The organism is Duganella sp. 1411, assembly GCF_017833525.1.
Lineage (GTDB): Bacteria > Pseudomonadota > Gammaproteobacteria > Burkholderiales > Burkholderiaceae_D > Rugamonas.
The window spans coordinates 66,577-90,412 of record NZ_JAFICD010000006.1 but is presented as its reverse complement, the minus strand read 5'-3'; the positions used below and the strand labels follow the sequence as shown (position 1 = coordinate 90,412).

General features: G+C 64.9%; 22 protein-coding genes. 13 read left to right on the top strand and 9 right to left on the bottom strand.

Annotated features, from left to right (window positions below; genetic code table 11):
• Window positions 1–91: 91 nt before the first annotated feature.
• The 3 genes from JOD97_RS25340 to JOD97_RS25330 are packed head-to-tail and all read left to right on the top strand — an operon-like array spanning window position 92 to window position 4,122.
• Entirely contained in the window at window positions 92–1,798 is a 1,707-nt protein-coding gene (locus tag JOD97_RS25340) for a bifunctional UDP-sugar hydrolase/5'-nucleotidase (RefSeq protein ID WP_209724758.1), read from the top strand.
• A 33-nt stretch (window positions 1,799–1,831) separates the two neighbouring features.
• Window positions 1,832–3,058 (top strand): phospholipase D-like domain-containing protein, encoded by a 1,227-nt coding sequence (locus JOD97_RS25335; protein WP_209724756.1) that lies wholly within the window; start codon window positions 1,832–1,834, stop codon window positions 3,056–3,058.
• Window positions 3,055–4,122, top strand: coding sequence for a S1/P1 nuclease (locus tag JOD97_RS25330; RefSeq protein ID WP_209724754.1), 1,068 nt, complete (start codon window positions 3,055–3,057; stop codon window positions 4,120–4,122). The genes JOD97_RS25335 and JOD97_RS25330 overlap by 4 nt, the downstream gene beginning before the upstream one ends.
• On the opposite strand, the gene JOD97_RS25325 is transcribed toward JOD97_RS25330, so the two are convergent.
• Window positions 4,100–4,510 (bottom strand): helix-turn-helix domain-containing protein, encoded by a 411-nt coding sequence (locus tag JOD97_RS25325; RefSeq protein WP_229264719.1) that lies wholly within the window; start codon window positions 4,508–4,510, stop codon window positions 4,100–4,102. The genes JOD97_RS25330 and JOD97_RS25325 overlap by 23 nt on opposite strands.
• 166 nt (window positions 4,511–4,676) lie before the next feature.
• On the opposite strand from JOD97_RS25325, the gene gstA reads away from it, so the two are divergent.
• A complete protein-coding gene (gene gstA / locus JOD97_RS25320; RefSeq protein ID WP_209724750.1) occupies window positions 4,677–5,291 on the top strand; it encodes a glutathione transferase GstA in 615 nt (204 codons plus the stop codon).
• A 2-nt stretch (window positions 5,292–5,293) separates the two neighbouring features.
• Here the strand turns inward: gstA and JOD97_RS25315 are convergent, their stop codons facing one another.
• Entirely contained in the window at window positions 5,294–6,070 is a 777-nt protein-coding gene (locus tag JOD97_RS25315; RefSeq protein ID WP_209724748.1) for a DeoR/GlpR family DNA-binding transcription regulator, read from the bottom strand.
• 82 nt (window positions 6,071–6,152) lie between these two features.
• On the opposite strand from JOD97_RS25315, the gene JOD97_RS25310 reads away from it, so the two are divergent.
• Both JOD97_RS25310 and JOD97_RS25305 read left to right on the top strand, forming a co-directional pair.
• The gene (locus tag JOD97_RS25310) at window positions 6,153–6,731 is read left to right on the top strand and encodes an NUDIX domain-containing protein (RefSeq protein WP_209724746.1); all 579 of its coding nucleotides are present in this window, start codon (window positions 6,153–6,155) and stop codon (window positions 6,729–6,731) included.
• A 165-nt stretch (window positions 6,732–6,896) separates the two neighbouring features.
• Complete coding sequence (locus JOD97_RS25305) at window positions 6,897–7,274, top strand: cytochrome c family protein (RefSeq protein WP_209724744.1); 378 nt, start codon at window positions 6,897–6,899, stop codon at window positions 7,272–7,274.
• A gap of 19 nt (window positions 7,275–7,293) precedes the next feature.
• Here the strand turns inward: JOD97_RS25305 and JOD97_RS25300 are convergent, their stop codons facing one another.
• From JOD97_RS25300 to JOD97_RS25285, 4 genes are all read right to left on the bottom strand, one after another.
• The gene (locus tag JOD97_RS25300; RefSeq protein ID WP_209724742.1) at window positions 7,294–8,265 is read right to left on the bottom strand and encodes an ABC transporter permease; all 972 of its coding nucleotides are present in this window, start codon (window positions 8,263–8,265) and stop codon (window positions 7,294–7,296) included.
• A gap of 7 nt (window positions 8,266–8,272) precedes the next feature.
• Window positions 8,273–9,346, bottom strand: a complete 1,074-nt coding sequence (locus tag JOD97_RS25295) for an ABC transporter permease (RefSeq protein WP_229264718.1) — start codon at window positions 9,344–9,346, stop codon at window positions 8,273–8,275.
• On the bottom strand, window positions 9,343–10,872 hold the full coding sequence (locus tag JOD97_RS25290) for an ABC transporter ATP-binding protein (RefSeq protein ID WP_209724740.1): 1,530 nt from the start codon (window positions 10,870–10,872) through the stop codon (window positions 9,343–9,345). The genes JOD97_RS25295 and JOD97_RS25290 overlap by 4 nt, the downstream gene beginning before the upstream one ends.
• Window positions 10,873–10,967: 95 nt before the next feature.
• Window positions 10,968–11,963 (bottom strand): BMP family protein, encoded by a 996-nt coding sequence (locus JOD97_RS25285; protein WP_209724738.1) that lies wholly within the window; start codon window positions 11,961–11,963, stop codon window positions 10,968–10,970.
• 587 nt (window positions 11,964–12,550) lie between these two features.
• On the opposite strand from JOD97_RS25285, the gene JOD97_RS25280 reads away from it, so the two are divergent.
• From JOD97_RS25280 to pcp, 4 genes are all read left to right on the top strand, one after another.
• Window positions 12,551–14,884, top strand: coding sequence for a TonB-dependent receptor (locus JOD97_RS25280; RefSeq protein ID WP_209724736.1), 2,334 nt, complete (start codon window positions 12,551–12,553; stop codon window positions 14,882–14,884).
• Window positions 14,885–15,044: 160 nt separating this feature from the next.
• A complete protein-coding gene (locus tag JOD97_RS25275) occupies window positions 15,045–15,743 on the top strand; it encodes a DUF969 domain-containing protein (protein WP_209724734.1) in 699 nt (232 codons plus the stop codon).
• On the top strand, window positions 15,740–16,696 hold the full coding sequence (locus JOD97_RS25270) for a DUF979 domain-containing protein (RefSeq protein ID WP_209724732.1): 957 nt from the start codon (window positions 15,740–15,742) through the stop codon (window positions 16,694–16,696). The genes JOD97_RS25275 and JOD97_RS25270 overlap by 4 nt, the downstream gene beginning before the upstream one ends.
• Before the next feature lie 56 nt (window positions 16,697–16,752).
• The gene (gene pcp / locus JOD97_RS25265; protein ID WP_209724730.1) at window positions 16,753–17,403 is read left to right on the top strand and encodes a pyroglutamyl-peptidase I; all 651 of its coding nucleotides are present in this window, start codon (window positions 16,753–16,755) and stop codon (window positions 17,401–17,403) included.
• Window positions 17,404–17,467: 64 nt separating this feature from the next.
• On the opposite strand, the gene JOD97_RS25260 is transcribed toward pcp, so the two are convergent.
• The 3 genes from JOD97_RS25260 to JOD97_RS25250 are packed head-to-tail and all read right to left on the bottom strand — an operon-like array spanning window position 17,468 to window position 20,483.
• Complete coding sequence (locus tag JOD97_RS25260) at window positions 17,468–18,385, bottom strand: LysR family transcriptional regulator (protein ID WP_209724729.1); 918 nt, start codon at window positions 18,383–18,385, stop codon at window positions 17,468–17,470.
• A gap of 25 nt (window positions 18,386–18,410) precedes the next feature.
• Complete coding sequence (locus JOD97_RS25255; protein ID WP_209724727.1) at window positions 18,411–19,322, bottom strand: pseudouridine-5'-phosphate glycosidase; 912 nt, start codon at window positions 19,320–19,322, stop codon at window positions 18,411–18,413.
• A 3-nt stretch (window positions 19,323–19,325) separates the two neighbouring features.
• Window positions 19,326–20,483: a carbohydrate kinase gene (locus JOD97_RS25250; RefSeq protein WP_209724725.1), complete on the bottom strand. Its 1,158-nt coding sequence runs from the start codon at window positions 20,481–20,483 to the stop codon at window positions 19,326–19,328.
• A 245-nt stretch (window positions 20,484–20,728) separates the two neighbouring features.
• On the opposite strand from JOD97_RS25250, the gene xapA reads away from it, so the two are divergent.
• The 3 genes from xapA to deoC all read left to right on the top strand — a co-directional run bounded on the left by xapA (window position 20,729) and on the right by deoC (window position 23,835).
• Complete coding sequence (xapA, locus tag JOD97_RS25245; RefSeq protein WP_209724723.1) at window positions 20,729–21,568, top strand: xanthosine phosphorylase; 840 nt, start codon at window positions 20,729–20,731, stop codon at window positions 21,566–21,568.
• A 114-nt stretch (window positions 21,569–21,682) separates the two neighbouring features.
• On the top strand, window positions 21,683–22,876 hold the full coding sequence (locus tag JOD97_RS25240) for a phosphopentomutase (RefSeq protein ID WP_209724721.1): 1,194 nt from the start codon (window positions 21,683–21,685) through the stop codon (window positions 22,874–22,876).
• Complete coding sequence (deoC, locus tag JOD97_RS25235; RefSeq protein WP_209724719.1) at window positions 22,873–23,835, top strand: deoxyribose-phosphate aldolase; 963 nt, start codon at window positions 22,873–22,875, stop codon at window positions 23,833–23,835. Before JOD97_RS25240 ends, deoC begins: the two co-directional genes overlap by 4 nt.
• Window position 23,836: the final 1 nt, after the last annotated feature.

Sequence of the window (23,836 nt, the reverse complement as noted above, 5' to 3'; positions counted from 1 at the left end):
GTTTGTAACGTAATATTTTCGCCGGGCCCCGGCGGCGTTTTCATGCCGGCTTGGGCTGTACAATATTTGATTATTTCCAAGTTGATCAGTAATGACTAAACGTTTGAGTTCCGTCGCCGGCACCGTGTTGGCGGGCGCGCTGGTGGTGCTGTCCGGCGGCTGCGCCACCAAGCCGCCGCTGCCGCCCGGCGTCGTCGAGGTGCAACTGGCCACGCTGAACGATTTTCACGGCAACCTCGAACCGAGCAAGTACGTGTGGGACAGCGTGCGCAATGCCGAAACGCGCACGGTGATGGCCGGCGGCGTCGACACGCTGGGCGCGGCCCTGCAGGCGTGGCGCAAGCAGGACCCGGAACTGCTGCTGGTCGGCGCCGGCGATTTGATCGGCGCCAGTCCGGCCATCTCGTCGATGTGGGCGGACGAGCCCACCCTGGCCGCGATGGATATGCTCGGGCTGCGCGCGAGCACCGTCGGCAACCACGAATTCGACGCCGGCCGCGTCGAGCTGCTGCGCCAGCAGCAGGGCGGCTGCAAATCGCCGCGCGCCACCAAGGCCTGCAAGTTCGAGGCGGATTACGCCGGCGCCAAATTCAACTACCTGGCGGCCAACGTCGTCGACATGGTCACCCGCAAGCCGATTCTGCCGGCGTACAAGATCGAGACGGCGCACGGCGTCAAGGTGGGCTTCATCGGCACCGTGCTGCGCGAGACCGCCGAGACGGCGCTGGCCTCCGGCATCGCCGGCCTCGAATTCATCGACGAGGCGGACGCCATCAACCGCCAGCTGCCGGAGTTGCGCAAGCAGGGCGTGGGCGTGTTCGTCGTGCTGCTGCACCAGGGTGGCACCACCGTCGAGAAATTCGACCAGCAGGATTGCAGCCAGCTGACAGGTCCCGTCGTCGACGTGGTCAAGCGCCTCGATCCGGCGATCCGGGTGGTCGTCAGCGGCCACTCGCACAAGGGTTACCTGTGCCGGGTCGATGGCCGTTTGGTGACGCAGTCCGATACGGCCGGTCACGTCATGTCGCGCATCAAGCTGACGGTCGACACCAACACCAACGCGCTGCGCGACGTCAGCGCCACGCAGGAAGTGATGGTGCCCGGGACCTGGCCGGCCGATCCGGCGCTCGACGCTTATCTGAGGAAGGCGCGCGAGCGCAGCGCCGCGCAACTGGCGCGTCCGGTGGCGGCGCTGGCCGTGCCGGGCGTGACGCGCGAGCTCGATGACAACGGCGAGTCGCCGCTGGGCGATCTGGTGGCCGACTCGGTGCTGGCGGCGGGGCGTCCGTTCGGCGTGCAGATCGCGTTCATGAACAACGGCGGCATGCGCCAGGACCTCGACGGCGGCGCCGCCAACCGCGTCACCATCGGCAAGGCGCTGGCGGTGCTGCCTTTCGGGAACAAGCTGGTGGCGATGAATCTGAAAGGTTGGCAGATAGAGGAACTGCTGGAGCAGCAGTGGCGCGGTGGCAGGGATGCCGTGCGCGGCCTGTTACAGGTGTCCGACGGCTTCGCCTACCGGTGGGATGGAAGGCGCGGCGAGGGCAGCAAGGTGATGCCCGACAGCGTGACGCTGCACGGCGTGCCGCTGCAAAAGGAGTCCTCCTACCGGGTGATGGTGAATAACTTCCTGGCCGAGGGCGGCGACGCGTTTCCGATGTTCGCCAATGGCGCCAACCGCGCCGGGACCGACATCCTGGCGGTCGACGCGCTGACCGCCTACCTGGTCAAGCGCGAAGAGATGGGCAAGCCGGCCGGCAAGGCTGAAACGCAGAAGCGCATCAGGCGCCTGCAGTAGTTCCGACTAAATAGACGAATTGGAGTGGCCGCTATGCGTGGTGTTTTACTTTCCGTTGTAGTGCCGGCGCTGCTGGCATCGGCCGCCCCGGCGCGCGCCGAGTTTTCCATTCCCGGCTTTGAGCTGGTGCAGACGGCGCCCGTCGAAACGTCGCTGCGCAGCGACGACCTGCGCGATCCGGCGACGGTGTGGAGCGAGATGTTCGACAGCGCCAAAAGCGAGATCGTGATCGGCCAGTTCTATGCCGTCAACAAGCCGGGTAGCGTGTTCGGGAAAGTCGTCGAACACCTGGAGGCGGCGGGCAAGCGCGGCGTCAAGATCCGCTTCCTGCTCGAGCAAAAGGGCGTGGGACTGTCGGAGAAGCCGACCCTCGACCAGTTGCGGGCGATTCCCAACCTGGAGCTGCGCATCCTCGATTTCAGCAAGATAACCGGCAACGGCATCATTCACGCCAAGTACATGGTGGTCGACGGCGCCACGGCCTTCGTCGGCAGCCAGAACTTCGACTGGCGCTCGTTCGAGCATATCCACGAGACGGGCCTGCGCATCACCGATCCGAAGATCGTCGGCCAGGTGCTCGGCATATTCAACCAGGATTGGCGCGCGCAGGCGCTGACGACGCAGGGCGTGACGGTGCCTGCGCTGAACATGGCAACCGCCGTCCCCAACTACCGTCAGGAGACCTTCCTGCTGGCCAGTCCGAACCGCTACAACCCGGCCGGTATCGGCGATTCCGAATCCGGCTTGCCGGAACTGCTGGCCGAAGCGAAAAGCGAAGTGCGCATCCAGCTGCTGGATTACGCGCCGCTCAGTTATGGACCGAAGGGCACGCGTCCATACTACGCGGTGATCGACAACGCGGTGCGCGCCGCCGCCAACCGCGGCGTCAAGGTCAAGCTGATGGTCTCGAACTGGAACCTGGAGCAGCCGGCCCAGGCCTATCTGAAAAGCCTGGCGGTGCTGCCGAACGTGGAGATCCGCGTGGTGACCCTGCCCAGGGCGTCGAGCGGCTTCATTCCGTTCGCGCGCGTCATCCACAGCAAGACCATGGTGATCGATAACCAGGTGGCGTGGGTCGGCACCAGCAACTGGGCCGGCGGCTATATGGATTTGTCGCGTAATATGGAAGTGGTGATGCGCAACGAGAAAATGGCGCAGCGGCTTGCATCGACGCAGGAGCAGATATGGAGCTCGCAGTACGCGCAGGCGCTGGACATCAACAAGCAGTATCCAAAACCGGTCAAAGGCAGCGCGGAATGAAAAAGCTATTGATGGTGGCGGCGCTGGGCGGCGCCTTTGTCTCGCTCAATGCGCAGGCGTGGGGCAACGACGGCCACCGCTCGGTCGGCGCCATCGCCGACCAGCTGCTCAAGGGCAGCGACGCCGAGCAGCACGTGCGGGAATTGCTGCTGCCCGGCGAGAGCCTGGAAAAAATCGCCATCTGGGCCGATTGCGTCAAGGGCACCTTCTGCGGTCCGCAGACTGCGGAGATGGCGGCCTACTTGGCGGCCAATCCGCGCCACACCGAGTACCACTACACCAACGTGCCGTTCCAGCTGGCGGAGTACCACGACCATGCGGTGGGCACCGACGACGACGACGTCGTGCAGACGCTCAAGCAGTGCATCGCCACGCTGCAGGGCAACGGCGACGCGGCCCACAACCCGCACCACTTCACGCCGCGCCAGGCGTTGTTGATCCTGACGCACCTGGCCGGCGACATCGCGCAGCCGCTGCACGTGGGCGAGGCGTATGTCGGCAAGGGCGGCGGTTTCGTCGTGCCGGCCAGCCAGGCGCAGATCGACGCCGGCGAGGTGTTCGCCACGCAGGGCGGCAACAACCTGCTGCTCGACGACGTCAAACTGGGGGAGGCCAGCGGACGCCTGATCCCGCCGCCGGAGGCCGAGAACGTCGATCCGCCCGGTCCACCGCGCCCGCCGCGCGCCACCCGTCCGCTGCATTCGTATTGGGACGGCACGGCGGTGAACTACGCCTTCCGCCGCATGGACGCGCGCACGCCGGAGCAGTTCGCGCAAGCGGTGATCGCGGCCCGTCCGACGGTGGCCGTCTACAGCGGCGATCCGATCGACTGGCCATATCAGTGGGCCAGGCGCGCGCTGGCCCTATCCAAACAGGCTTACGACGGCGTGGCGCCGGGCGCGGCGTCGCGCCAGACCAGCAAGTCCACCGGCGAGTCGTACAACGTCTGGCCGGTGTCGGTGCCAGCCGATTATCCGTTGCCGAGCTCGGCCCTTGCGCGGACCCAGCTGACCGAGGGCGGCTACCAACTGGCCGCCGTGCTCAAGGCGATCTGGCCCGGATGATGGTGTCGTCGGCGGTGAGGGCGCAAGGCGCGATGTCGGCGACCACGGTCTTGTCGGCGGCCTGCAACTTGAGCTGATGCCCGATGCGCGCGATCTGGTGGATGGCCGGCAGCAGTTGCTGGCCGAGCGGCGACAAGCTGTATTCCACCGATGGCGGCGACGTCGCCATCACGGCGCGCAGCACCACCCCCTTGTCCTCCATATCCTTCAGCCTACCCGATAACACCTTGGCCGAGACGCCAGGTATATCCGCGCGCAACTCCCCAAAGCGGCGCGGACCGCCGCTGAGGTTCCACAGCACCGCCGGCGTCCAGGCGCCGCCCAGCAGCCACATGCACGCGTCGATCGGGCAGTCCGGCATCGGCTGGCTGACTTTGTTCTTGCGCATCTTTAAACCCATGGCTGATCGCCCTCCCGAGTGTGGTTTCCAAGGCCTCACCAGGTAACCGAATGGATACCTGAATATTGCGGTAACCATGGGTTACCACGTATCCATTGGTAACTTTTGGCGGCTATTATACGGTCCTTCATTCCCCCTCGAAAGGATCTCTTCCATGAAGCTGTATTACTCCCCTGGCACCTGTTCGCTGGCTTCCCACATCGTGCTGCGCGAAGGCGATGCGCGCCACGAGCTGGTCAAGGTCGACCTGCGTCAGCACAAGCTGGAGTCCGGCGAGGACTACTACGCCATCAACCCGAAGGGCGCGGTGCCCGCGCTGATGCTCGACGACGGCGCCGTGCTGACCGAGGGCGCGGCCGTGCTGCAATACCTGGGCGACCACTGCGCTCCGGCGCTGGTGCCGGCCAACGGCACGCTGGAGCGCGCCCGCCTGCAGGAGATGCTGAACTATCTGGCGTCGGAGTACCACAAGGCGTGGGTGCCGTTGTTCTACCTCGCCAAGGACGCCGACCCGACCGAATTCAAGCGCAAGGTGGTCGCCAAGCAGACTTACCTGGACAGTCTGCTGGCGGACGGCCGCGCCTACATCCTGGGTGACAGCTTCGGCGTGGCCGACAGCTACCTCTACACCGTGACGCGCTGGTCGGACAATTTCGGCATTTCGCTGGACGCGTTGCCGGCGCTGAAGGCGTACATGGCCCGTGTCGAAGCGCGCCCGCTGGTCAAGGCCACGCTGAAGGTGGAAGGCCTGCGCGAGCTGTTCGCTTAAGGTCAGCCGGCCGTCACCACCTCGATGCCCATGTCGCGGTAGGGCGCCAGCAGCGCTTCGGGCACGCCGGCGTTGACGATGATGGCACCCACGCTTTGCATCGTCGCGATCTGGAACGGTGACGCGGTATCGAGCTTTTCCGGCGACGCCAGCACCACCGTCCTTTTCGCCGCCGCGGCGATCGCGCGCTTGATGCCGGCTTCGTCGTAGTCGCCGGTGCTGATGCCTTGCAGCGGATGCAGGCTGCACACGCCCATGAAGTAGATGTCGGTGCGGATTTGGGCGATGGCGTCCAGCGCCGCCGGTCCCATCGCCACGATCGAATGCTTGAACAGGCGGCCGCCGATCATGATCACGTCGATCAGCGGATGGTCGATCAGCTCCACCGCGATGCTGGGACTGTGCGTGACGACGGTGCATTGCAGATCGGCCGGCAAATGGCGCGCCAGCTGGACCGAGGTGGTGCCGCCGTCGATGAACACCACCTGGCCGGCCTGGATCATCGCCGCGGCCGCGCGCGCGATGGCCGGCTTGGCGTCGCTGGAGATCCGCTGGCGCTCGGCGAAGCTGCCCATCGCGGGCGAGGCCGGCAGCGCCGGCGCCAGCGGCAGGGCGCCGCCGTGCACGCGCTGCAGCAAGCCTTCGCCCGCCAGCTCGCGCAGGTCGCGGCGTATCGTATCTTCCGACAGTCCCAACTCCTCGCTCAGCGATTTGGCGACGATCTGGCCGTCCTGTTTGAGGCGGGACAGCAGCAATTCTTTCCGTCGACGTGTGAGCATGGTTTGCACGAATTATCTTGATATTGCACGATAATGCATGATATCGTAAAAATACGCAATCAGGATAAGAGAGAAGCCCGCCATGCCCGAAGACCGTATCCGCATCCACAAAGTCGAAACCCTGTCCGACGACTGGTTCGTGCTGAAGAAGACCACGTTCGACTACCGTCGTAGCGACGGCACCTGGCAGCGCCAGTCGCGCGAGACCTATGATCGCGGCCATGGCGCCACGATCCTGCTGTATAACCGCGAGCGGCGCACGGTGGTGCTGGTGCGGCAGTTCCGTTTTCCGGCGTATGTCGAAGGCCACGACGGCTTTTTGATCGAGACGGCGGCGGGTTTGCTGGACCAGGCCACGCCGGAGGTGCGCATCAAGGCCGAGGTGGAGGAGGAGACCGGCTACCGCATCGGCGAGGTGCGCAAGGTGTTCGAGGCGTTCATGAGTCCCGGGTCGGTGACGGAGCGGCTGCACTTTTTCGTCGCCGAATACGATCCGGCGTCGCGTCCCGGCACTGGCGGCGGGGTGGCGGAGGAGGGCGAGGACATCGAAGTGCTGGAGCTGACGATGGAGCGCGCGATGGCGATGATGGCTTCCGGCGAAATCGCCGATGGCAAAACCATCATGCTGCTGCAATACGCCGCGCTGCACCTGCTGCGTTAAACTTTGGACGTGAACTGGATCTGACCACTGTTCCACGTAGGGCGGATTAGCGCAGCGTAATCCGCCAGGCTCCGTCGGCGGCGCATGCATGGCGGATTACGGCGTTCCGCCTAATCCGCCCTACGTGTCTCCGCGTCGATTCGGCAGCGCGGGCATAATAACGGTATGAATAAAATCTATTTGGCTCTGCTCTTTGCTTGGATTTGCTCCGGCCAAGCCGCCGCCGCTGGCTACGTCGGCAACGCCAAAGCCGGCGAGGCGGCGTTCAGGAAGTGCGCCTCTTGCCATCAGGTGGGGCGCTTCGCGCAGGCCGGCTATGGCCCGCAGCTGAACGGCATCATCGGCCGCAAGGCGGCGGCCACGCCGGACTTCAAGTACTCGGAGGCGATGAAGAAATCCGGCATCGTCTGGACCGAGCAAAACCTGGCTAAGTACTTGCGCGCGCCGCACGACATGGTGCCGGGGACGAGCATGCGCTTCTGGGGCATCGGCGACGACCAGCAGATCGCCGATCTGCTGGCGTACATGCGCGGCCTGCGCTAAGGAAGCCGCGACTTGACGCTTAACGCGACTTGACGAACGGGATGCCGAGCGATTTCGGCGCCACCGACTTGGCCATCAGGCCGGCCAGCACGATCACCGTCAGCACATACGGCACCATCTGGATCAGCGCGCCCGGCAGGCGGCCCACCACCGGCAGTTCCACGCCTTCGATCTGGATCTGCACCGCGCCGAAGAAGCCGAACATCAAACAGCCGAGGAAGGTGTACACGGGACGCCAGTTACCGAACACCATGGCCGTCAACGCCAGGTAGCCGGCGCCGGCCGACATGTCGCGCAGGAAGAAGCCGCTCTGCACGATCGACAGGTAGGCGCCCGAGAACGAGCACAGGAAACCGGCGATCAGCATCGCCATGTAGCGCTGGCGCACCACGCTGACGCCGGCCGCGTCGGCCGCGTGCGGGTTCTCGCCACAGGCGCGCAGGCGCAGGCCGAAGCGGCTGTGGTAGATGATCCAGTGCACCAGCGGCACCAGCGCGAAGGCCAGGTACACCAGCGCCGAGTGGCCGCCGATCAGGTGGGCGTAGACCCAGCCGAGCAGCGGTATGTTCTCCACCGCCGCGGAGCCGGGCAGCACCACGTCGTACAGGCGCGCCGCGCCCAGGTCCGGCGTGCGGCCGCCCTGCTGGAAGAAGTACTGCGCCACCACGAAGGTCAGGCCGCTCATGGCGATGTTGATGGCGATGCCGGCCACCAGCTGGTTGCCCTTCTGGGTGATGGCGATGTAGGCCTGCAGGCTGGCCAGCAGCATCGACACCACCATGCCGGCCATGACGCCGTACCACGGGTTCTGCGTGGTGAAGGCGACGGCGGCGGAGACGAACGCCGACGCCAGGATCTTGCCTTCCAGGCCGATGTCGATCACGCCCGAACGTTCGGCGAACAGGCCGGCCATGCCGGCGAAAATGAGCACCGGCGCGTTGCGGACGGTCGATACCAGGATGCTGCCGATATGGAGGTCGTCAAAAGTCATGTCGTTCTCACTTCTTCAGTTTGAGCATTTTGGCGATGGCCGGCGCGTACAGGTTTTCCATCGCGCCGCAGAACAGGATGATCAGGCCCTGGACCAGGATCACCATCTCGGGCGGGATGTTCTGCTTTTCCAGCGACAGGTCGAAGCCGCCCTGGGTCAGCGCGCCGAACAGCACCGCCGACAGGAAGATGCCGACCGGATGCTGGCGCCCCATCAGCGCGATGGCGATGCCGATAAAGCCGGCGCCGCCGACGAAGTTGAGCGACAGGTAGTGGGTCGAGCCCATGATCGAATTGACCGAGCCGAGACCGGCCAGCGCGCCCGAGATCAGCATGACGATGATGATCATCTTGCTGATGCGGATGCCGGCGTAGTGCGCGGCATGCTTGTTCAGGCCCGTGGCGCGCAGCTTGTAGCCCCACGAGGAACGCGACACCACCACGCCGTACACCACCAGCGCGAGGATCGCCAGGAAGAAGCTGATGTTGAGCGGGGTCTCGCCCAGCGCCGGGAACCACTGGCTCAGGCGCGGCAGCTCGGCGGCGGCCGAGAAGGCGCGGCTGGCCGGATTCTGCTCGCCCGGCGGCACCAGCTTGACGATCACGGTGTTCATCAGCGCGGCGGCGATGTAGTTGAACATGATGGTGGTGACCACCACGTGGCTGCCGCGCTTCGCTTGCAGGTAGCCGGGCACGAAGGCCCACAGCGCGCCGAACAGCGCCGCGCCGGCGATGCCGACCGGGATCAGCAGGATGGCCGGCAGCGAGCTGTCGAAGGTCAGCATGGCCAAGGTCAGTCCCAGGCCGGCGAAATACATCTGTCCCTCGGCGCCGATGTTGAACAGGCCCGCCTCCATGGCGATCGACACCGCCAGGCCGGTGAAGATGAAGGTCGAGGCGTAGAACAGCGTGTAGCTCAAGCCCTCCGGATTGACGACGGCGCTGTTGATCAGGATCGCCAGCGATTCGGTCGGGCTTTCGCCCAGCAGATGGATCACCAGCGCGGTCACCAGCAGCGCCGACAGAAGGTTCAACAGGGGCAGGACGAACGCGGTCGCCCAGCGTGGCAGGTCTTTATTCATGATTTGTGCATCCCGCCCATCAGCAAGCCAATGCGGGTGGTGTCGAATTCTTCAATTTTCAGTTCGCCGGTGATGCGGCCGCCGCACATGACCAAAATACGGTCCGCCAGCGCGCGCACTTCCTCCAGCTCCACGGAGACCAGCAGGATCGCCACGCCCTCGTCGCGCAGCTTGAGCAACTGGGCGTGGATGCTTTCGATGGTGCCGATGTCGACGCCGCGCGTCGGCTGGCCGACCAGCATCAGCTTCGGCTGCGCCAGCACCTCGCGCGCGATCACCACCTTTTGCTGGTTGCCGCCCGAGAGCAGGCCGATACGCAGCTCGTGGTTGTTGGGCCGTACGTCAAAGCTCTTCATCAGCGCCTCGCAGCGGGCCGCGATGGCCTTGAAGTTGAGCAGGCCCCATTTGTTTTTCAGCTTGTCCTGGTAGCCGAGGATGGTGTTGTGCATGACCGAGAAGGCTTTCACCACGCCGTCGCGCAGGCGGTCTTCCGGCACGTGGGCGATGCCCAGTTCGCGGAAGGTGCGCGGCAGGCCGTCCGGGTCGGTGCGGCCGGTGAACGGCAGGTCCTTGCCGAGGAACTCCAGCTTGCCGGAGCTCGGCAGGCGCATGCCCGACAGGATCTCCATCAACTCGCTCTGGCCGTTGCCGGACACGCCGGCGATGGCGACGATCTCGCCGGCGCGCAGCGTGAAGCCGATATCGGCCAGCAGCTTGACCTGCTGGTCGTCCTGCAGCTGCAGGCCTTCCACGCGCAGCACCGGCGCGCCCGGGTTGTACGGCGCGCGCGGCAGGTTGTTCTCGATCGGACGGCCCACCATCATGTTGGCCAGGTCCTCCTTGGTGGTGGAGGCGGTCGGCACGGCGCCGATCACGCGCCCGCCGCGCATCACGGTGACGGTGTCGGTGATGTCGAGGATCTCCTGCAGCTTGTGGGTGATCAGGATGATGGTCTTGCCCTGTTCCTTGAACAGCCGCAGGATCTCGAACAGCGACGCGGTCTCCTGCGCCGTCAGCACGGCGGTCGGCTCGTCGAGGATCAGGATGCTGGCGCTGCGGTAGATCTGCTTGAGGATCTCGACGCGCTGCTGCGCGCCCACCGACAGGTCGTGGATGGTGGCCAGCGGATCGACGTCGAGGCGGTAGCGGGCGCAGATCTCGCGCAGCTTGGCCTCGACGGCGGCGCGCTTGGGCTTGAGCGCGAAGCCGCCCTCGCTGCCCAGCATGACGTTATCGAGCACGGTCATATTCTCGACCAGCATGAAGTGCTGGTGCACCATGCCGATGCCCAGTTCGATCGCCTCCTGGCTGTTGCGGATCGGCGTCGCGCGGCCGTCGAGCAGGATCTCGCCGCCGTCGGCGCGGTAGTATCCGTACAGGATGCTCATCAAAGTCGACTTGCCGGCGCCGTTCTCGCCCACCAGGCCGTGGATCGAGCCCTTGGCGATGCTGAAGCTGACGTCCGTGTTCGCTTTGACGGCGCCGAAATGCTTGGAGATGCCGCGAAATTCTACTGCTGGCTGCATAGGATCGTTTTCGGTGCGGAGTTAAAAATACGCAAAATGTTAAACGCGCCGCGCGGAGGAAGACTCCGGCGGCGCGCTCTCTATTCAGACAGGTGTTAGACCGGGCAGGCGGCGCCCGAGCGGATATCGATCACCTTGACCTTGCCGTCGATGATGTCCTTGCGCGCGCCCAGCACGCGCTTTTCGATCTCCGGCGTGATCAGCTGGCGGTTGTTGGCGTCCAGCGCCCAATCGACGCCGCCTTCCTTCAGGCCCTTGGCGGTCACGCCGGCCTTCCAGGTGCCGTTCTTCATCTGCGTGAAGGCGTCGTAGACGGCGTTGTCGACGCGCTTGACCATGGAGGTCAGCATCGTGCCCGGATACAGGTGGTTCTGGTTCGAGTCGACGCCGATCGCCAGCTTGCCTTTTTCCTTGGCCGTCTGCAGCGTGCCCATGCCCGAACCGCCGGCCACCGCGAACACCACGTCGACGCCGCGGTCGAACTGCGAACGGGCCAGCTCACCGCCCTTGGCCGGGTCGTTCCAGGCGGCCGAGGTGGTGCCGACCATGTTGGAGACGATTTCCGCCTTCGGCACGGCCGCCTTGGCGCCCTGCGCGTAGCCGCACGCGAAGGTGCGGATCAGCGGAATGTCGATGCCGCCGACGAAGCCGAGTTTTTTCGATTTGGAGGCCATCGCCGCCGCCACGCCGACCAGGTACGAGCCTTCTTCTTCCTTGAAGGTGACGGAGTTGACGTTGGCGCCCGGCGCCACGCCGTCGATCAGCACGAAGCGCACTTTCGGGAATTCCTTGGCGACCTTCTGCACGGCCGCCTGCTGGGCGAAGCCGATCGAGGCGATCAGGTCCATGTTCTTGCGCGCGAGACCGCGCAGCACCTGTTCGGCCTGGGTGTCGCTGGAGGCTTGCACCTCGGTGAAATTGATGTTGGTTTCCTTCTTGAAGCGCGAGGCGCCTTCAAAGGCGGACTGGTTGAACGATTTGTCGAACTTGCCGCCCGCGTCATACACGACGGCCAGCTTGGGGTCCGCCGCGGACGCGCTGGCAGCGATACACAGCGCTGCAACCGTCAAACTAAGTTGTGAAAGTTTCATGAGTAGGCTCCTGGAAGATCGATATTGTATATTTTTATTGGGCGAAACATCTAATCCGGCGGCGTTTTCTAGCGGCAAACCCCTGATTTTTAGAGCTTTCCCTCTGACTTGGCCGGCGCCGGCGCCGGCGGTGCGCCGAAAGCTTGTTTAAATGGCAGCGATGCCGGCACCCCGCGCGGCGCGACAGGCTCCCCCAGGATCGGCCATGTCGCACTGCCGCAACAGTCGGCGCCGAATTAAATATTTTTATATTGTTGCTTTTTGTCCTTTTGGAAAAACTTTGTGCCATTTGGATAAGCCGTCATCGGCCTGCCAAGCGGGCTGGTACGAAACGCGCCGTCATCGGCAAAGTGCCTTCTGTTACGCAAGTTGAGCCCGGTTTCGCTAGCGTCGCGGCTATTTTTTAAGCAATCCACTACTATGCATCAGCCTGGATATGTACGACAAATTCGATTTTATTTAGCTATTTATACAAAATAGATATGAATCGAATCACTGAAAAAGTGGGTTTCTGTCATTTTTTTCCATGCTACGATAATTGGGATAACAACAAATACCATCCAAACTTATCCCCGGGAGCAGCATATATGAGCAAAATTAGTAGTGGTTTCGCAGTGCGGTCGTTGATCGCCCTGGCCGTGGCGAGCGCCTTCCCGCTGCACCCGGCCCTGGCCGCCGAAGCCGAAGCGGCCGCCGCCGCCGAGGGGCAGGACGCCGCGTCCGCGACCACCGCCCCGGCCACCAAGGGCCAGCTCGAGACCGTGATCGTCACCGCCCAGCGCCGCGCGGAGAACATCAAGGACGTGCCGATGTCGATCGCCACCATCAAGGGCGACAAGCTCGACGTGCTGACCTCGGGCGCCGGCGACATCCGCGTGCTGTCGGGCCGCTCGCCCTCGCTGAACATCGAATCCGACTACGGCCGCGCCTTCCCGCGCTTCTACATCCGCGGCCTGGGCAACACCGACTTCGACCTCAACGCCTCGCAGCCGGTCGGCTACGTGATGGACGACATCGTGCAGGAAAACGCCATGCTCAAGGGCTTCCCGGTGTTCGACGTCGACCAGGTGGAAGTGCTGCGCGGTCCGCAGGGCACGCTGTTCGGCCGCAACTCGCCGGCCGGCGTGATCAAGTTCGACTCGGCCAAGCCGGTGTTCAAGCAGGAAGGGTATCTGCAGCTGGGCATCGGTAACTACTCGGCCAAGAACGCCGAGGGCGCGTTCAACTTCCCGGTCAGCGACACCGTGGCGCTGCGCTTCTCCGGCACCACCCAGCACCGCGACGACCGCGTGCACAACACCAACCCGACCCCGGGCAAGGGCACCCAGGACTTCGAAGGCTACGGCGACAACGCCTTCCGCCTGCAGGCGCTGGTGCAGCCGAACAAGGACTTTAGCGCGCTGTTTAATTACCACCAGCGCAACTACCACGGCAGCGCCACCCTGTTCCGCGCCAACATCATCAAGCAGGGCACCAACGACATCGTCGACGGCTTCGACTACGGCTCCTATCCGAGCGACGGCGTCAACTACCAGAAGCTGGAAACCAAGGGCGGCAGCATGCGCCTGAAGTACAACCTGGCCGACATCACGCTGCACTCGATCACCGGCTACGAAAAGCTCAAGTTCAACAGCCGCGCCGACGTCGACGGTGGCTACGGCGCCGTGTTCGCGCCACCGTACGGCCCGGGCCGGATTCCGTTCCCGGTCGAGACGGCGGACTTGCTGCCGAACCACAAGCAGTTCTCGCAGGAGTTCCGCGCCGAGTCCAACTACAAGGGCCCGCTGCAATGGATCGGCGGGCTGTTCTACTTCAAAGAGAACATCCAGATCGACAGCATCAGCTTCAATTCCTTCGCCGCCGGCAACCCGCAGAACATCCCCTTTGCGCGCCAGTTCCAGGACGCCAAGTCGTGGGCCGCGTTCGGCTCGCTCAATTACACGGTCACGGACAAGTTCAAACTGCGCGGCGGCTTGCGCTACACCGACGACAGCAAGGACTTCCGGGCCTCGCGCACCGACTTCGACGCCTCCAACGTGCTGGTCACGGTGCCGCATACCCTCAACAGCAGCTCGCACAACGTCAGCTGGGACCTGAGCGGCACCTATGAGCTCGATAAGAACACCAACCTGTTCGCCCGCGTGGCCACCGGCTACCGCGCGCCGTCGATGCAGGGCCGCCTGAACGGCCTGTCCGACGTGCCTTCGATGGCCGGCGCCGAGAAGGCGCTGTCGTACGAGGCCGGCGTCAAGCAAGACCTGTTCGACAAGCGCGCGCGCCTGAGCGCGGCCGTGTTCCAGTACCGCGTGAAGGACAAGCAGTTGACCGCCGGCAGCGGCACGGTCAACATGAACCAGCTGCTCAACGCCGACAAGGTCACCGGCCAGGGTATCGAGATGGACTTCCAGGCCAACCTGGGCTACGGCTTCAGCACGACCCTCGGCTACAGCTTCAACGACACCGAGATCAAGGACAAGAAAGTGCGCGTCCAGTATTGCGGCAACCTCGCCAACAATGCCGGCCTGGGCTGCACGCCGACCGATCCGATGGCGGCCGGCTTCCCGGGCAACGTCCTGATCGATGGCAACGACCTGCCGCGCGCGCCGCGCCACCAGGCCAACTTCACGCTCAAGTACAGCACCGACGTCGCCAATGGCGAGCTGTACGCGCTGACCGACTGGAGCTACCGCAGCGGCTATAACTTCTTCCTGTACACGGCGCCGGAATACCGCGCCAAGTCGCTGGTCGAAGGTGGCGTACGGCTCGGCTACAAATGGGGCGACGGCAAGTATGAAGTGGCCGCGTTCGGCCGCAACATCACCAACAAGATCGTCTTGTTGAGCGCGATCGAGTTCGACAACCTGACCGGCATGCTGAACGAGCCGCGCACCTGGGGCGCGACCTTCAAGGTCAACTTCTAAATCGAAGCCGACAACAATCCCCGCGCATCGCAAGGTGCGCGGGGATTTTTACATCCGGGGTCAGGTCCACCATTTCTACACGGGCTTGACCGTAGGGCGGCGGTTTATCGCCTTACAGCCCGGTTCGTGTAGAAATGGTGGACCTGACCCTGGAGTTTGAATGAGTACTGTCGTTAATTTGTGGCCGCTGCTGGGCGTGGCCGTTATCGTGCTCGGCTTCGCGTTGCGCGCCCATCCGGTGCTGGTGGTGATCGCCGCCTGCGCCGTCACCGGCTTCGCCGCGTCGATGGGCGTCGAACATTTGCTCGCCACCCTGGGCGCCGCCTTCATCAAGACCCGCAACCTGCCGCTGATCCTGCTGCTGCCGCTGGCGGCCATCGGTCTGCTCGAGCGCTACGGCTTGAAGGAGCACGCGCAGGCGTCGATCGCGCGCATCAAGTCCGCCACCACCGGCCGCCTGTTGATCGTCTATCTGGCGATCCGCGAAATCAGCGCCGCCTTCGGCCTGACCAGCATCGGCGGCCATCCGAACATGGTGCGCCCGCTGATCGCGCCGATGGCCGAGGGCGCGGCCGAGAACCGCTATCCGGCGCTGACCGACGCGCTGCGCCACCGTATCCGCGCCATGTCCGCCGCCACCGATAATGTCGGCCTGTTCTTCGGCGAGGACGTGTTCGTGGCCTTCGGCGCCATCGTGCTGATGCAAACCATCCTGCGCGGCGAGGGGCTGGAGGTCGATCCGCTGCACATCGCGCTGTGGGGCATCCCGACGGCGGTGACGGCGTTCGTCGTCCATTCGTGGCGCCTGCACCGGCTCGACGCGCATATCGCCCGCGCGATGATGAAGGGCCGGCCATGATATTGAGGGTCGATTTCTTTTACATCGTGCTCGGCGCGATCCTGCTGCTGGTGGCGCTGATGGCGCTGCGCGACCGCCACAATCCCAGGCGCTATTCGAGCGCGCTGTTCTGGGCGCTGTACGCGGTGGTGTACCTGGCCGGCGAGCGCTTGACGCCGGTGGCGGCGGGCGCGCTGATGGTGACGATGGCGCTGATCGCCGGCTTCGGCGGCGTGGCGCTGGGCCGCTATGGCGAGCGCACCCCGGAGCAGCGGCGCGACAGCGCCCGTTCGCTCGGCCACAAGCTGCTGATCCCCGCGCTGATCATTCCAATCACGACGATGATCGGTTCGACCTTGCTCAAGGAAGTAAAATTCGACGGCCTGTTCCTGCTCGATCCGAAGAACACCACGCTGGTGAGCCTCGGTTGCGGTTCGCTGTTCGCCGTCGCCACCGCGTGCTGGCTGACGCGCGCCACGCCGCTGCAGGCGATGCGCGAATCGCGCCGGCTGATCGATCATCTGGGCTGGGCGGTGGTGCTGCCGCACATGCTGGCGGTGCTCGGGCTGTTGTTCACCGAGGCGGGCATGGGCAAGGCGGTGGCGCATGTGGTCACGTCGTATATCAATATGGATGTGAAGCTGGTGGCGGTGGCGGTGTACTGCGTCGGCATGGCGCTGTTCACTATCATCATGGGCAACGGCTTCGCGGCCTTTCCGGTGATCGCCGGCGGTGTCGGTATCCCGGTGCTGGTCGGCGTGTACCACGCTAACCCCGCGGTCATGGCGGCGATCGGCATGTTCAGCGCCTACTGCGGCACCTTGATGACGCCGATGGCGGCCAACTTCAACATCGTGCCGGCGGCGCTGCTCGACCTGCCCGACAAGAACGCCGTCGTCAAAATCCAGGTGGCGACCGCGTTGCCGCTATTGCTTGCCAATATTGCACTACTGTATTTTCTTCTGAACATGTAAACGACAATCATTTAGGTTAGAGTAGCAGCCTGGAAGTTGAGTGTGGAGTTAAGCTGATGAAAAAGATCATATTGTTGACTGGTTTCGAGCCCTTCAACCAGGAGACGATCAACCCTTCATGGGAGGCGGTGCGCGCCCTGGAGGGTTGGCATGAAGGCGATTTTGTCGTGCATGCGCGCCAGCTGCCGTGCGTGTTCGGCCAGGCGCGAAAGGCGATGCACCAGGCGCTCGAGGAGCTGCACCCGAGTATCGTGATCGCCGTCGGCCAGGCCGGCGGCCGCGTCGATCTGTCGGTCGAGCGCATCGCCATCAACATCGACGACGCGCCCATCGCGGACAACCAGCTGCGCCAGATCGTCGACCAGCCCATCGTCACCGGCGGCCCCGCCGCCTACTTCTCGACATTGCCGATCAAGGCGATCGTGCAGGCGCTGCGCGAGGCCGGCCTGCCGTCGTCGGTGTCGCAAAGCGCCGGCACCTTCGTTTGCAACCACGTGTTCTACGGTTTGATGCACCAGGCCAGCGAGTGGGGCACGACCATGCGCGCCGGCTTTATCCACATTCCGTATCTGCCGCAGCAGGCGGCCCGGCATCCCGGCACCGCCAGCATGCGGCTCGACGACATGGTCGAAGGCCTGCGCATCGCCATCCGCACCACGCTCGCGCACACCGTCGATGTGCGCGAGGCGGGCGGCGTGACGCACTGACCCTCCTGCGCCTTGCCGCGAACTCCGGCGCCGCCGCCGGCCGCAGGGGTCTGACCCAAACGGGTCAGACCCCAGGCTGTGCGGGTTTCGCGGGGTTGAGGATGTTCAGGAACGCCCGCACCACCGGCGCGTCGTCCAGCGTGGTGTAGGTGATGTACAGATTGGCCGACGGCGGGTTGCTGCGGATTGGCAGGAATACCACGCCGGGCCAGCCGATACGGCTGGTGGTCTCCGGCAGCAGCGCCACGCCCAGCCCCGCGCCCACCATCGCCAGCAAGGTTTGCGGCTCGGACGCCTCCTGGAAGATCGTCGGCTGGAAGCCGGCCTTCACGCAGCACTGGATCAGGTAGCGCGGGAACGACGACTTGTCCAGCGCCAGCGTGAGCATCGGCTCGTCGGCGATGTCCATCAATTCGATCGCTTCCTCCTTGGCCAGCGGGTGGTGCTCGTTGATGGCCACGCATACGTCCTCGCGGAAGCACAGCTCCTGGCGCAGGTTGTCCTGCCGCAGATCGTCTTCGTCGAGTTTGGGCTCGCGCCAGAAGCCGACGTCCACCTGCTTGGCGCGCAGCGCTTCGTATTGCAAGGTCGGGCCCAGCTCGTGCAGGGTCCACGTCACGCGCGGATACTTGGTCTGGAACTCCTCCAGCAGGCTCGGGATCGGCCCCCACATCGCCGAGCCGACGATGCCCACGCGCAGTCGTCCCACCTCGCCGCGGTCGATCTGGCGGATGGTGTCGATCGTCATGCGCATCTTCGCCAGCAGGTCGGACGCCTCGTTCATGAGCGCCTTGCCGGCCACCGTCAGCTCGAAGGTGCGGGTGGTGCGGGCGAACAGTTTGACACCGAGCTCGCTCTCCAGTTTCATGATCTGCTGGCTGAGGGGCGGTTGCGAGATGTGCAGGCGCTCGGCGGCGCGGCTAAAACTCTTTTCCTCGGCGACTGCCAGGAAGTACCTCAGTTGTTTCAGGTCGATGGACATGGCGGGCTAGCCTCGGTTGGCGCGATTAGTGCGACTGCATGGCGCAGGCCAGCGCGGCGCCGCAGCGGGCGTTGTTCTTCACCAGCGCGATGTTGGTGGCCAGGCTGCGGCCCGCGGTCAGCTGCTTGATGCGGTCGAGCAGGAACGGCGTGACGTGCTTGCCGGTGACGCCTTGCGCGTCCGCTTCGCCCAACGCCTGCAGGGTGATGGCATCGATCTCCGCCTTCGGCATCGCCTCCGCTGCCGGCACCGGATTGCTGACGACGATGCCGCCGGCGAGGCCGAGCTGCCACTTGGTCTGGATGAAGGCCGCCTGTTCGGCCGGGGTGTCGAGCTGGAAGTCGGCGTTGAAGCCGCTTTCGCGCGTGAAGAAGGCGGGGAAGCCGCGCTGGCCGACGCTGACCACCGGCACGCCGTGCGTCTCCAGGTATTCCAAGGTCAGGCCGATGTCGAGGATCGATTTGACGCCGGCGCACACCACCGCCACCGAGGTGCGCGCCAGCTCCTGCAGGTCGGCCGAGATATCGAAGCTGGTTTCCGCGCCCCGGTGCACGCCGCCGATGCCGCCGGTGACGAACACCTGGATGCCGGCCAGTTGGGCGCAGATCATCGTCGCCGCCACCGTGGTGGCGCCCAGTTTGGATTGCGCCAGCGCGTAGGGCAGGTCGCGGCGGCTGACCTTCATGGCGTCGGGCGAGGTGCCCAGCAATTCGAGCTGCTCTTCCGACAGGCCGATGCAGATCTTGCCGCCGATGACGGCGATGGTGGCCGGCACGGCGCCGCCGTCGCGGATGATTTGTTCGACCTCGCGCGCCATGTTGACGTTCTGTGGGTACGGCATGCCGTGCGAGATGATGGTCGATTCCAGCGCGACGATCGGTTTGCCGGCGGCGCGGGCGGCCGCCACTTCGGCGGAGAACAACAGGAATTGGTGCATGGGTCAGTCCTTATGGAAGAGGGGAGGCTCGAAGCTCGCGTGGTGCGGCAAGATCGGCGTCGTATTGAAGTCCTGGATTTCGTCGAGCACGTCGGCGGCCAGCATGGGCGAGACGGTGTCGTGGCTTTCCAGCGTCATCGCGGCGGCCTTCAGGCCGCGGCGGCAGGCCAGCGTCAGATCGTCGCTGCCCTGGTAGAGCGACCAGCAGACGGCGGCCGAGAAGGCGTCGCCGGCGCCGGTGACGTCGACCACGTCCACCTCGTGCGCGGCCAGCCATACCAGCTCGCCATCGCGGGTGTGGAACACGCCCTGGCCGCCGCAGGTGACGACCAGGTCGCGCGCGCCGCGCGCCTGCACCGCGCGGCAGGCCAGGCGCACGTCGGCCTCGGTCGGCAGCGCGCGCCCGGCCAGCGTTTCCAGTTCGCCGCGATTGAGTATCAGCAGGCGCAGGCCGGCCAGGTCGGCCGGCAGGCGCGTCATCTTCGGCTGCGACACCGCCACCAGCACCAGCGGCACGTGGTCGGCGCGGGCGCCCTCCAGCAGCAGGCTGACGCTGTCGGCCGGCAGGTTCAAATCCGCCACCGTCATCGAGGCGGCGGCGCGCTGCGGCAGCCGGTTGGCCAGGAACTCCGGCGTCATGCGGTCGTACAGCGCCATGTCGGCCAGCGCCACCACCAGTTCGCCGCGCTCGTCGAGGATGGCGGTGTAGGTGCCGGTGGCGGTGTCTGTCAGCGTGAGCGAGCCGCGCGTGTCGATGCCGGCGTGTTCCGCGTGGTCCTGCAGGGCGCGCCCGGCGCCGTCGTCCCCCAGGGCGGTCAGCAGCGCGGTCGGCAGATTCAGGCGCGCCAGGTTCTCGGCGATGTTGCGGGCCACGCCGCCGTAGACCTCCTCGGCGGTGGCGGGATTGGAGGTCCCCAGCTGCATGCTGGCGATGGAGCGCAGCTTGCGGTCCAGGTTGGCCGCGCCGATGCACAGCACCGGGCGCTTATCGGGCAGCACGTAGGCCCGGCCCAGCAAGCGGCGCTCGCGGATCAGGCTGGCGATGTGGCCGGCCACGGCCGAGCGCGACAGGCGCAGGCCGACCGCCAGATCCTGCTGGGAGATGAAGGGGTTGGCGCGGATCAGCTCGTATAGCTGTTCTTTTTTGGAAATATCGTTCACGGGCGATCCTAAACATTTGTCCGTAATGATAAACATTTGTCTGAATCGAGTCAATCGCGGCCGGACGGCTCAGTTCCTGGACTTTTATAATACGCCTCATTTATAGCGGTTTAATATAAATGCGGAAGAAAAATGGTATTTGCCATACATATGGCGGATGATGCATAGTGTCAGTATCTCCAGTAAAACTTCACTCGGCCAGCCTTCGGCCCGCAGCGCGTCATCTATAAAAACAGAGGATAACCATGTCTAACAATTCCCCATTCCAGGCCGCCGAAATCGTTCGCGCCCGCATCCCCGCCGGCTTCAAGCCGCGCGTCGCCATGATCCTCGGTTCCGGCCTGGGCGTGCTGGCCGAGCAGATGACCGATGCCGTCACCATCAGCTTCAACGAATTGCCGGGCTTCCCGATCAGCACCGTGCACGGCCACGCCGGCGAACTGGTGATCGGCACCCTGGCCGGCGTGGCGGTGGTGTGCATGAAGGGCCGCGGCCACGTCTACGAGGGCTATGGCCTGGGCGTGATGACCAGCGCCGTGCGCACCATGAAGCTGCTGGGCTGCGAGATGCTGTTCGTGACCAACGCCGCCGGTTCGCTGCGCACCGAAGTCGATGCCGGCGCGCTGGTCGCGTTGACCGACCATATCAACTTCATGCCCGGTACGCCGATGATGGGTCCCAACGACGAGCGTTTCGGTCCGCGCTTCTTCAGCATGGCCAACGCCTACGACGCCGACCTGCGCGAACTGCTGAAGGCTTCCGCCGCGGAGAAGAACGTCACGCTGCACGAAGGCGTGTACATCGCCTACGCCGGCCCGAACTTCGAAACCCCGGCCGAAATCCGCGCCTTCAAGACGCTGGGCGCCGATGTCGTCGGCATGTCGGTGGTGCCGGAGGTGGTCTCGGCCCGTCACTGCGGCCTGAAGGTGGTCGGCGTGTCCGCCATCACCAACCTGGCCGAGGGCTTGTCGCCGTTCCCGCTGTCGCACGAGCAGACCTTGAAGTACGCCGCCATCGCGGCGACGTCGCTGATCGAAGTCATCCTCGGCTTCCTGGCCAACGTGGCCAAAACACCGCAGGCCTAACCCGGTAGGGCGGGGTCGTACCCCAAGGGGACTCGGCGTCCCCGTACGACCCCAGATTTGCAGTGCGGGTTTCGTCTCTGGCGGTCCGCACTTTTTGTTTTTTAGGAGCTCTCAATGAAACGCGCATTTATCCTGCTGCTGGACTCCTTCGGTCTGGGCGCCACGCCCGACGCAGCCAAATATAACGACGTCGGCGCCAACACCTTCGGCCACATCGCCGCCTGGGCCGCCAAGAGCGGCAAGCCGATGTCGCTGCCGACCATGGAAAAACTGGGCCTGGCCGCCGCCGCCCACGCCGCCAGCGGCCAGTGGGCCGAGGGCTTCGCCCAGCGCGACGGTTTCACCGCGGCCTACGGCGCTGCGCGCGAGCGCTCGACCGGCAAGGACACCCAGTCCGGCCACTGGGAAATCGCCGGCGTGCCGGTGGAATTCGACTGGGGCTACTTCCCGAAGACGGTGCCGTCCTTCCCCGGCGAGCTGACCAAAAAGCTGCGGGAGCTGACCGGCGTGCCGGGCTTCCTGGGCGACTGCCACGCGTCCGGCACGGAAATCATCAACAAGCATGGCGATGAACACGTCGTCACCGGCATGCCGATCATCTACACCTCGGCCGACTCGGTGCTGCAGATCGCCGCGCACGAGGAGTCGTTCGGCCTTGAGCGCCTGTACGAAGTGTGCGAGATCGCCTTCAAACTGGTCGAGCCGTACAACATCGGCCGCGTGATCGCGCGTCCGTTCACTGGCGCCAACGGCAACTATACCCGCACCACCAACCGTCACGATTACGCCGTCGCGCCACCGGCGCCGACCTTGCTCGACCACGTGAAGAACGATGGCGGCGAAGTCATCGCCCTCGGCAAGATCAGCGATATCTTCGCGACCCAGGGCGTGTCGCGCGTGGTCAAGGGCAAGGACAACATGGCGCTGTTCGACGCGCTGATGAAGGTGGAACAGGAAGCCGGCGACAAGTCGCTGACGTTCGTGAACTTCGTCGACTTCGACCAGGCCTTCGGCCACCGCCGCGACGTCACCGGTTACTCGAACGCGCTGCACGAGATGGACGCGCGCCTGCCGGAATTCATCGCCCAGCTGAAGGAGGGCGACCTGGTGGTCATCACCGCCGACCATGGTTGCGATCCGACCTGGCCCGGCTCCGACCACACCCGCGAGCACATTCCGATGATCTTCTTCGGTCCGGGCGTGCAGGCGCGCCAGTTGCCGATCTCCGAAACCTTCTCCGACATCGGCCAGACCCTGGCCCACCACCTCGGCGTGAAACCACTTTCCCACGGAAGCAATCTGTTATGAGCGTGATCAACGATTTCAAACGCAATCAAGCGGTCCCGCTGGACCTGGGCTGGATCAACCATATCCACGTCAACAAGAGCGCGGCCGACCGCCGCGCCGCCAGCCTGGCCAACCGCCGCACCGTCAAGAAGGAATACCAGGCCGCGTGGCTGGTCAAGGCCATCGGCTTGATCGACCTGACCACGCTGTCCGGCGACGATACCCCGGGCCGCGTCGAGCGCCTGTGCATGAAGGCCATGCGTCCGCTGCGCGCCGACCTGGTCGAGGCGATGGGCCTGCAGGACGTCAAGCTGGCCACCGGCGCCGTCTGCGTCTACCACGAGATGATCAAGCCTGCGGTGCAGGTGCTGCAAGGCCGTCTTCCGATCGCCGCCGTGTCGACCGGCTTCCCGGCCGGCTTGACCAGCATGGAAACCAAGGTGCGCGAGATCGAATTGTCGGTCGCCGCCGGCGCCAGCGAGATCGACATCGTCATCACCCGCCAGCACGTGTTGACGGGGAACTGGCAGGCGCTGTACGACGAGATGGTGGCCTACCGCCAGGCCTGCGGCGAGGCGCATGTGAAGGCGATCCTGGCGACCGGTGAACTGGTCACGCTGGAAAACGTCGCCAAGGCGTCGTGGGTCTGCATGATGGCCGGCGCGGACTTCATCAAGACCTCGACCGGCAAGGAGCCGGTCAACGCGACGATTCCGGTGTCGCTGACGATGGTGCGCGCGATCCGCGACTACCACGAGCAGACCGGTTTCAAGATCGGCTACAAGCCGGCCGGCGGCGTGGGCACGGCCAAGGCCGCGCTGCAGTACCTGACGCTGATGAAGGAGGAACTGGGCAACGAGTGGCTCGAGCCGCACCTGTTCCGCATCGGCGCATCGAGCCTGCTGACCGACATCGAGCGTCAGCTTGAGCACTACGTGACCGGGAACTACTCGGCCGCTCACCGCCACGCACAACCCTAAT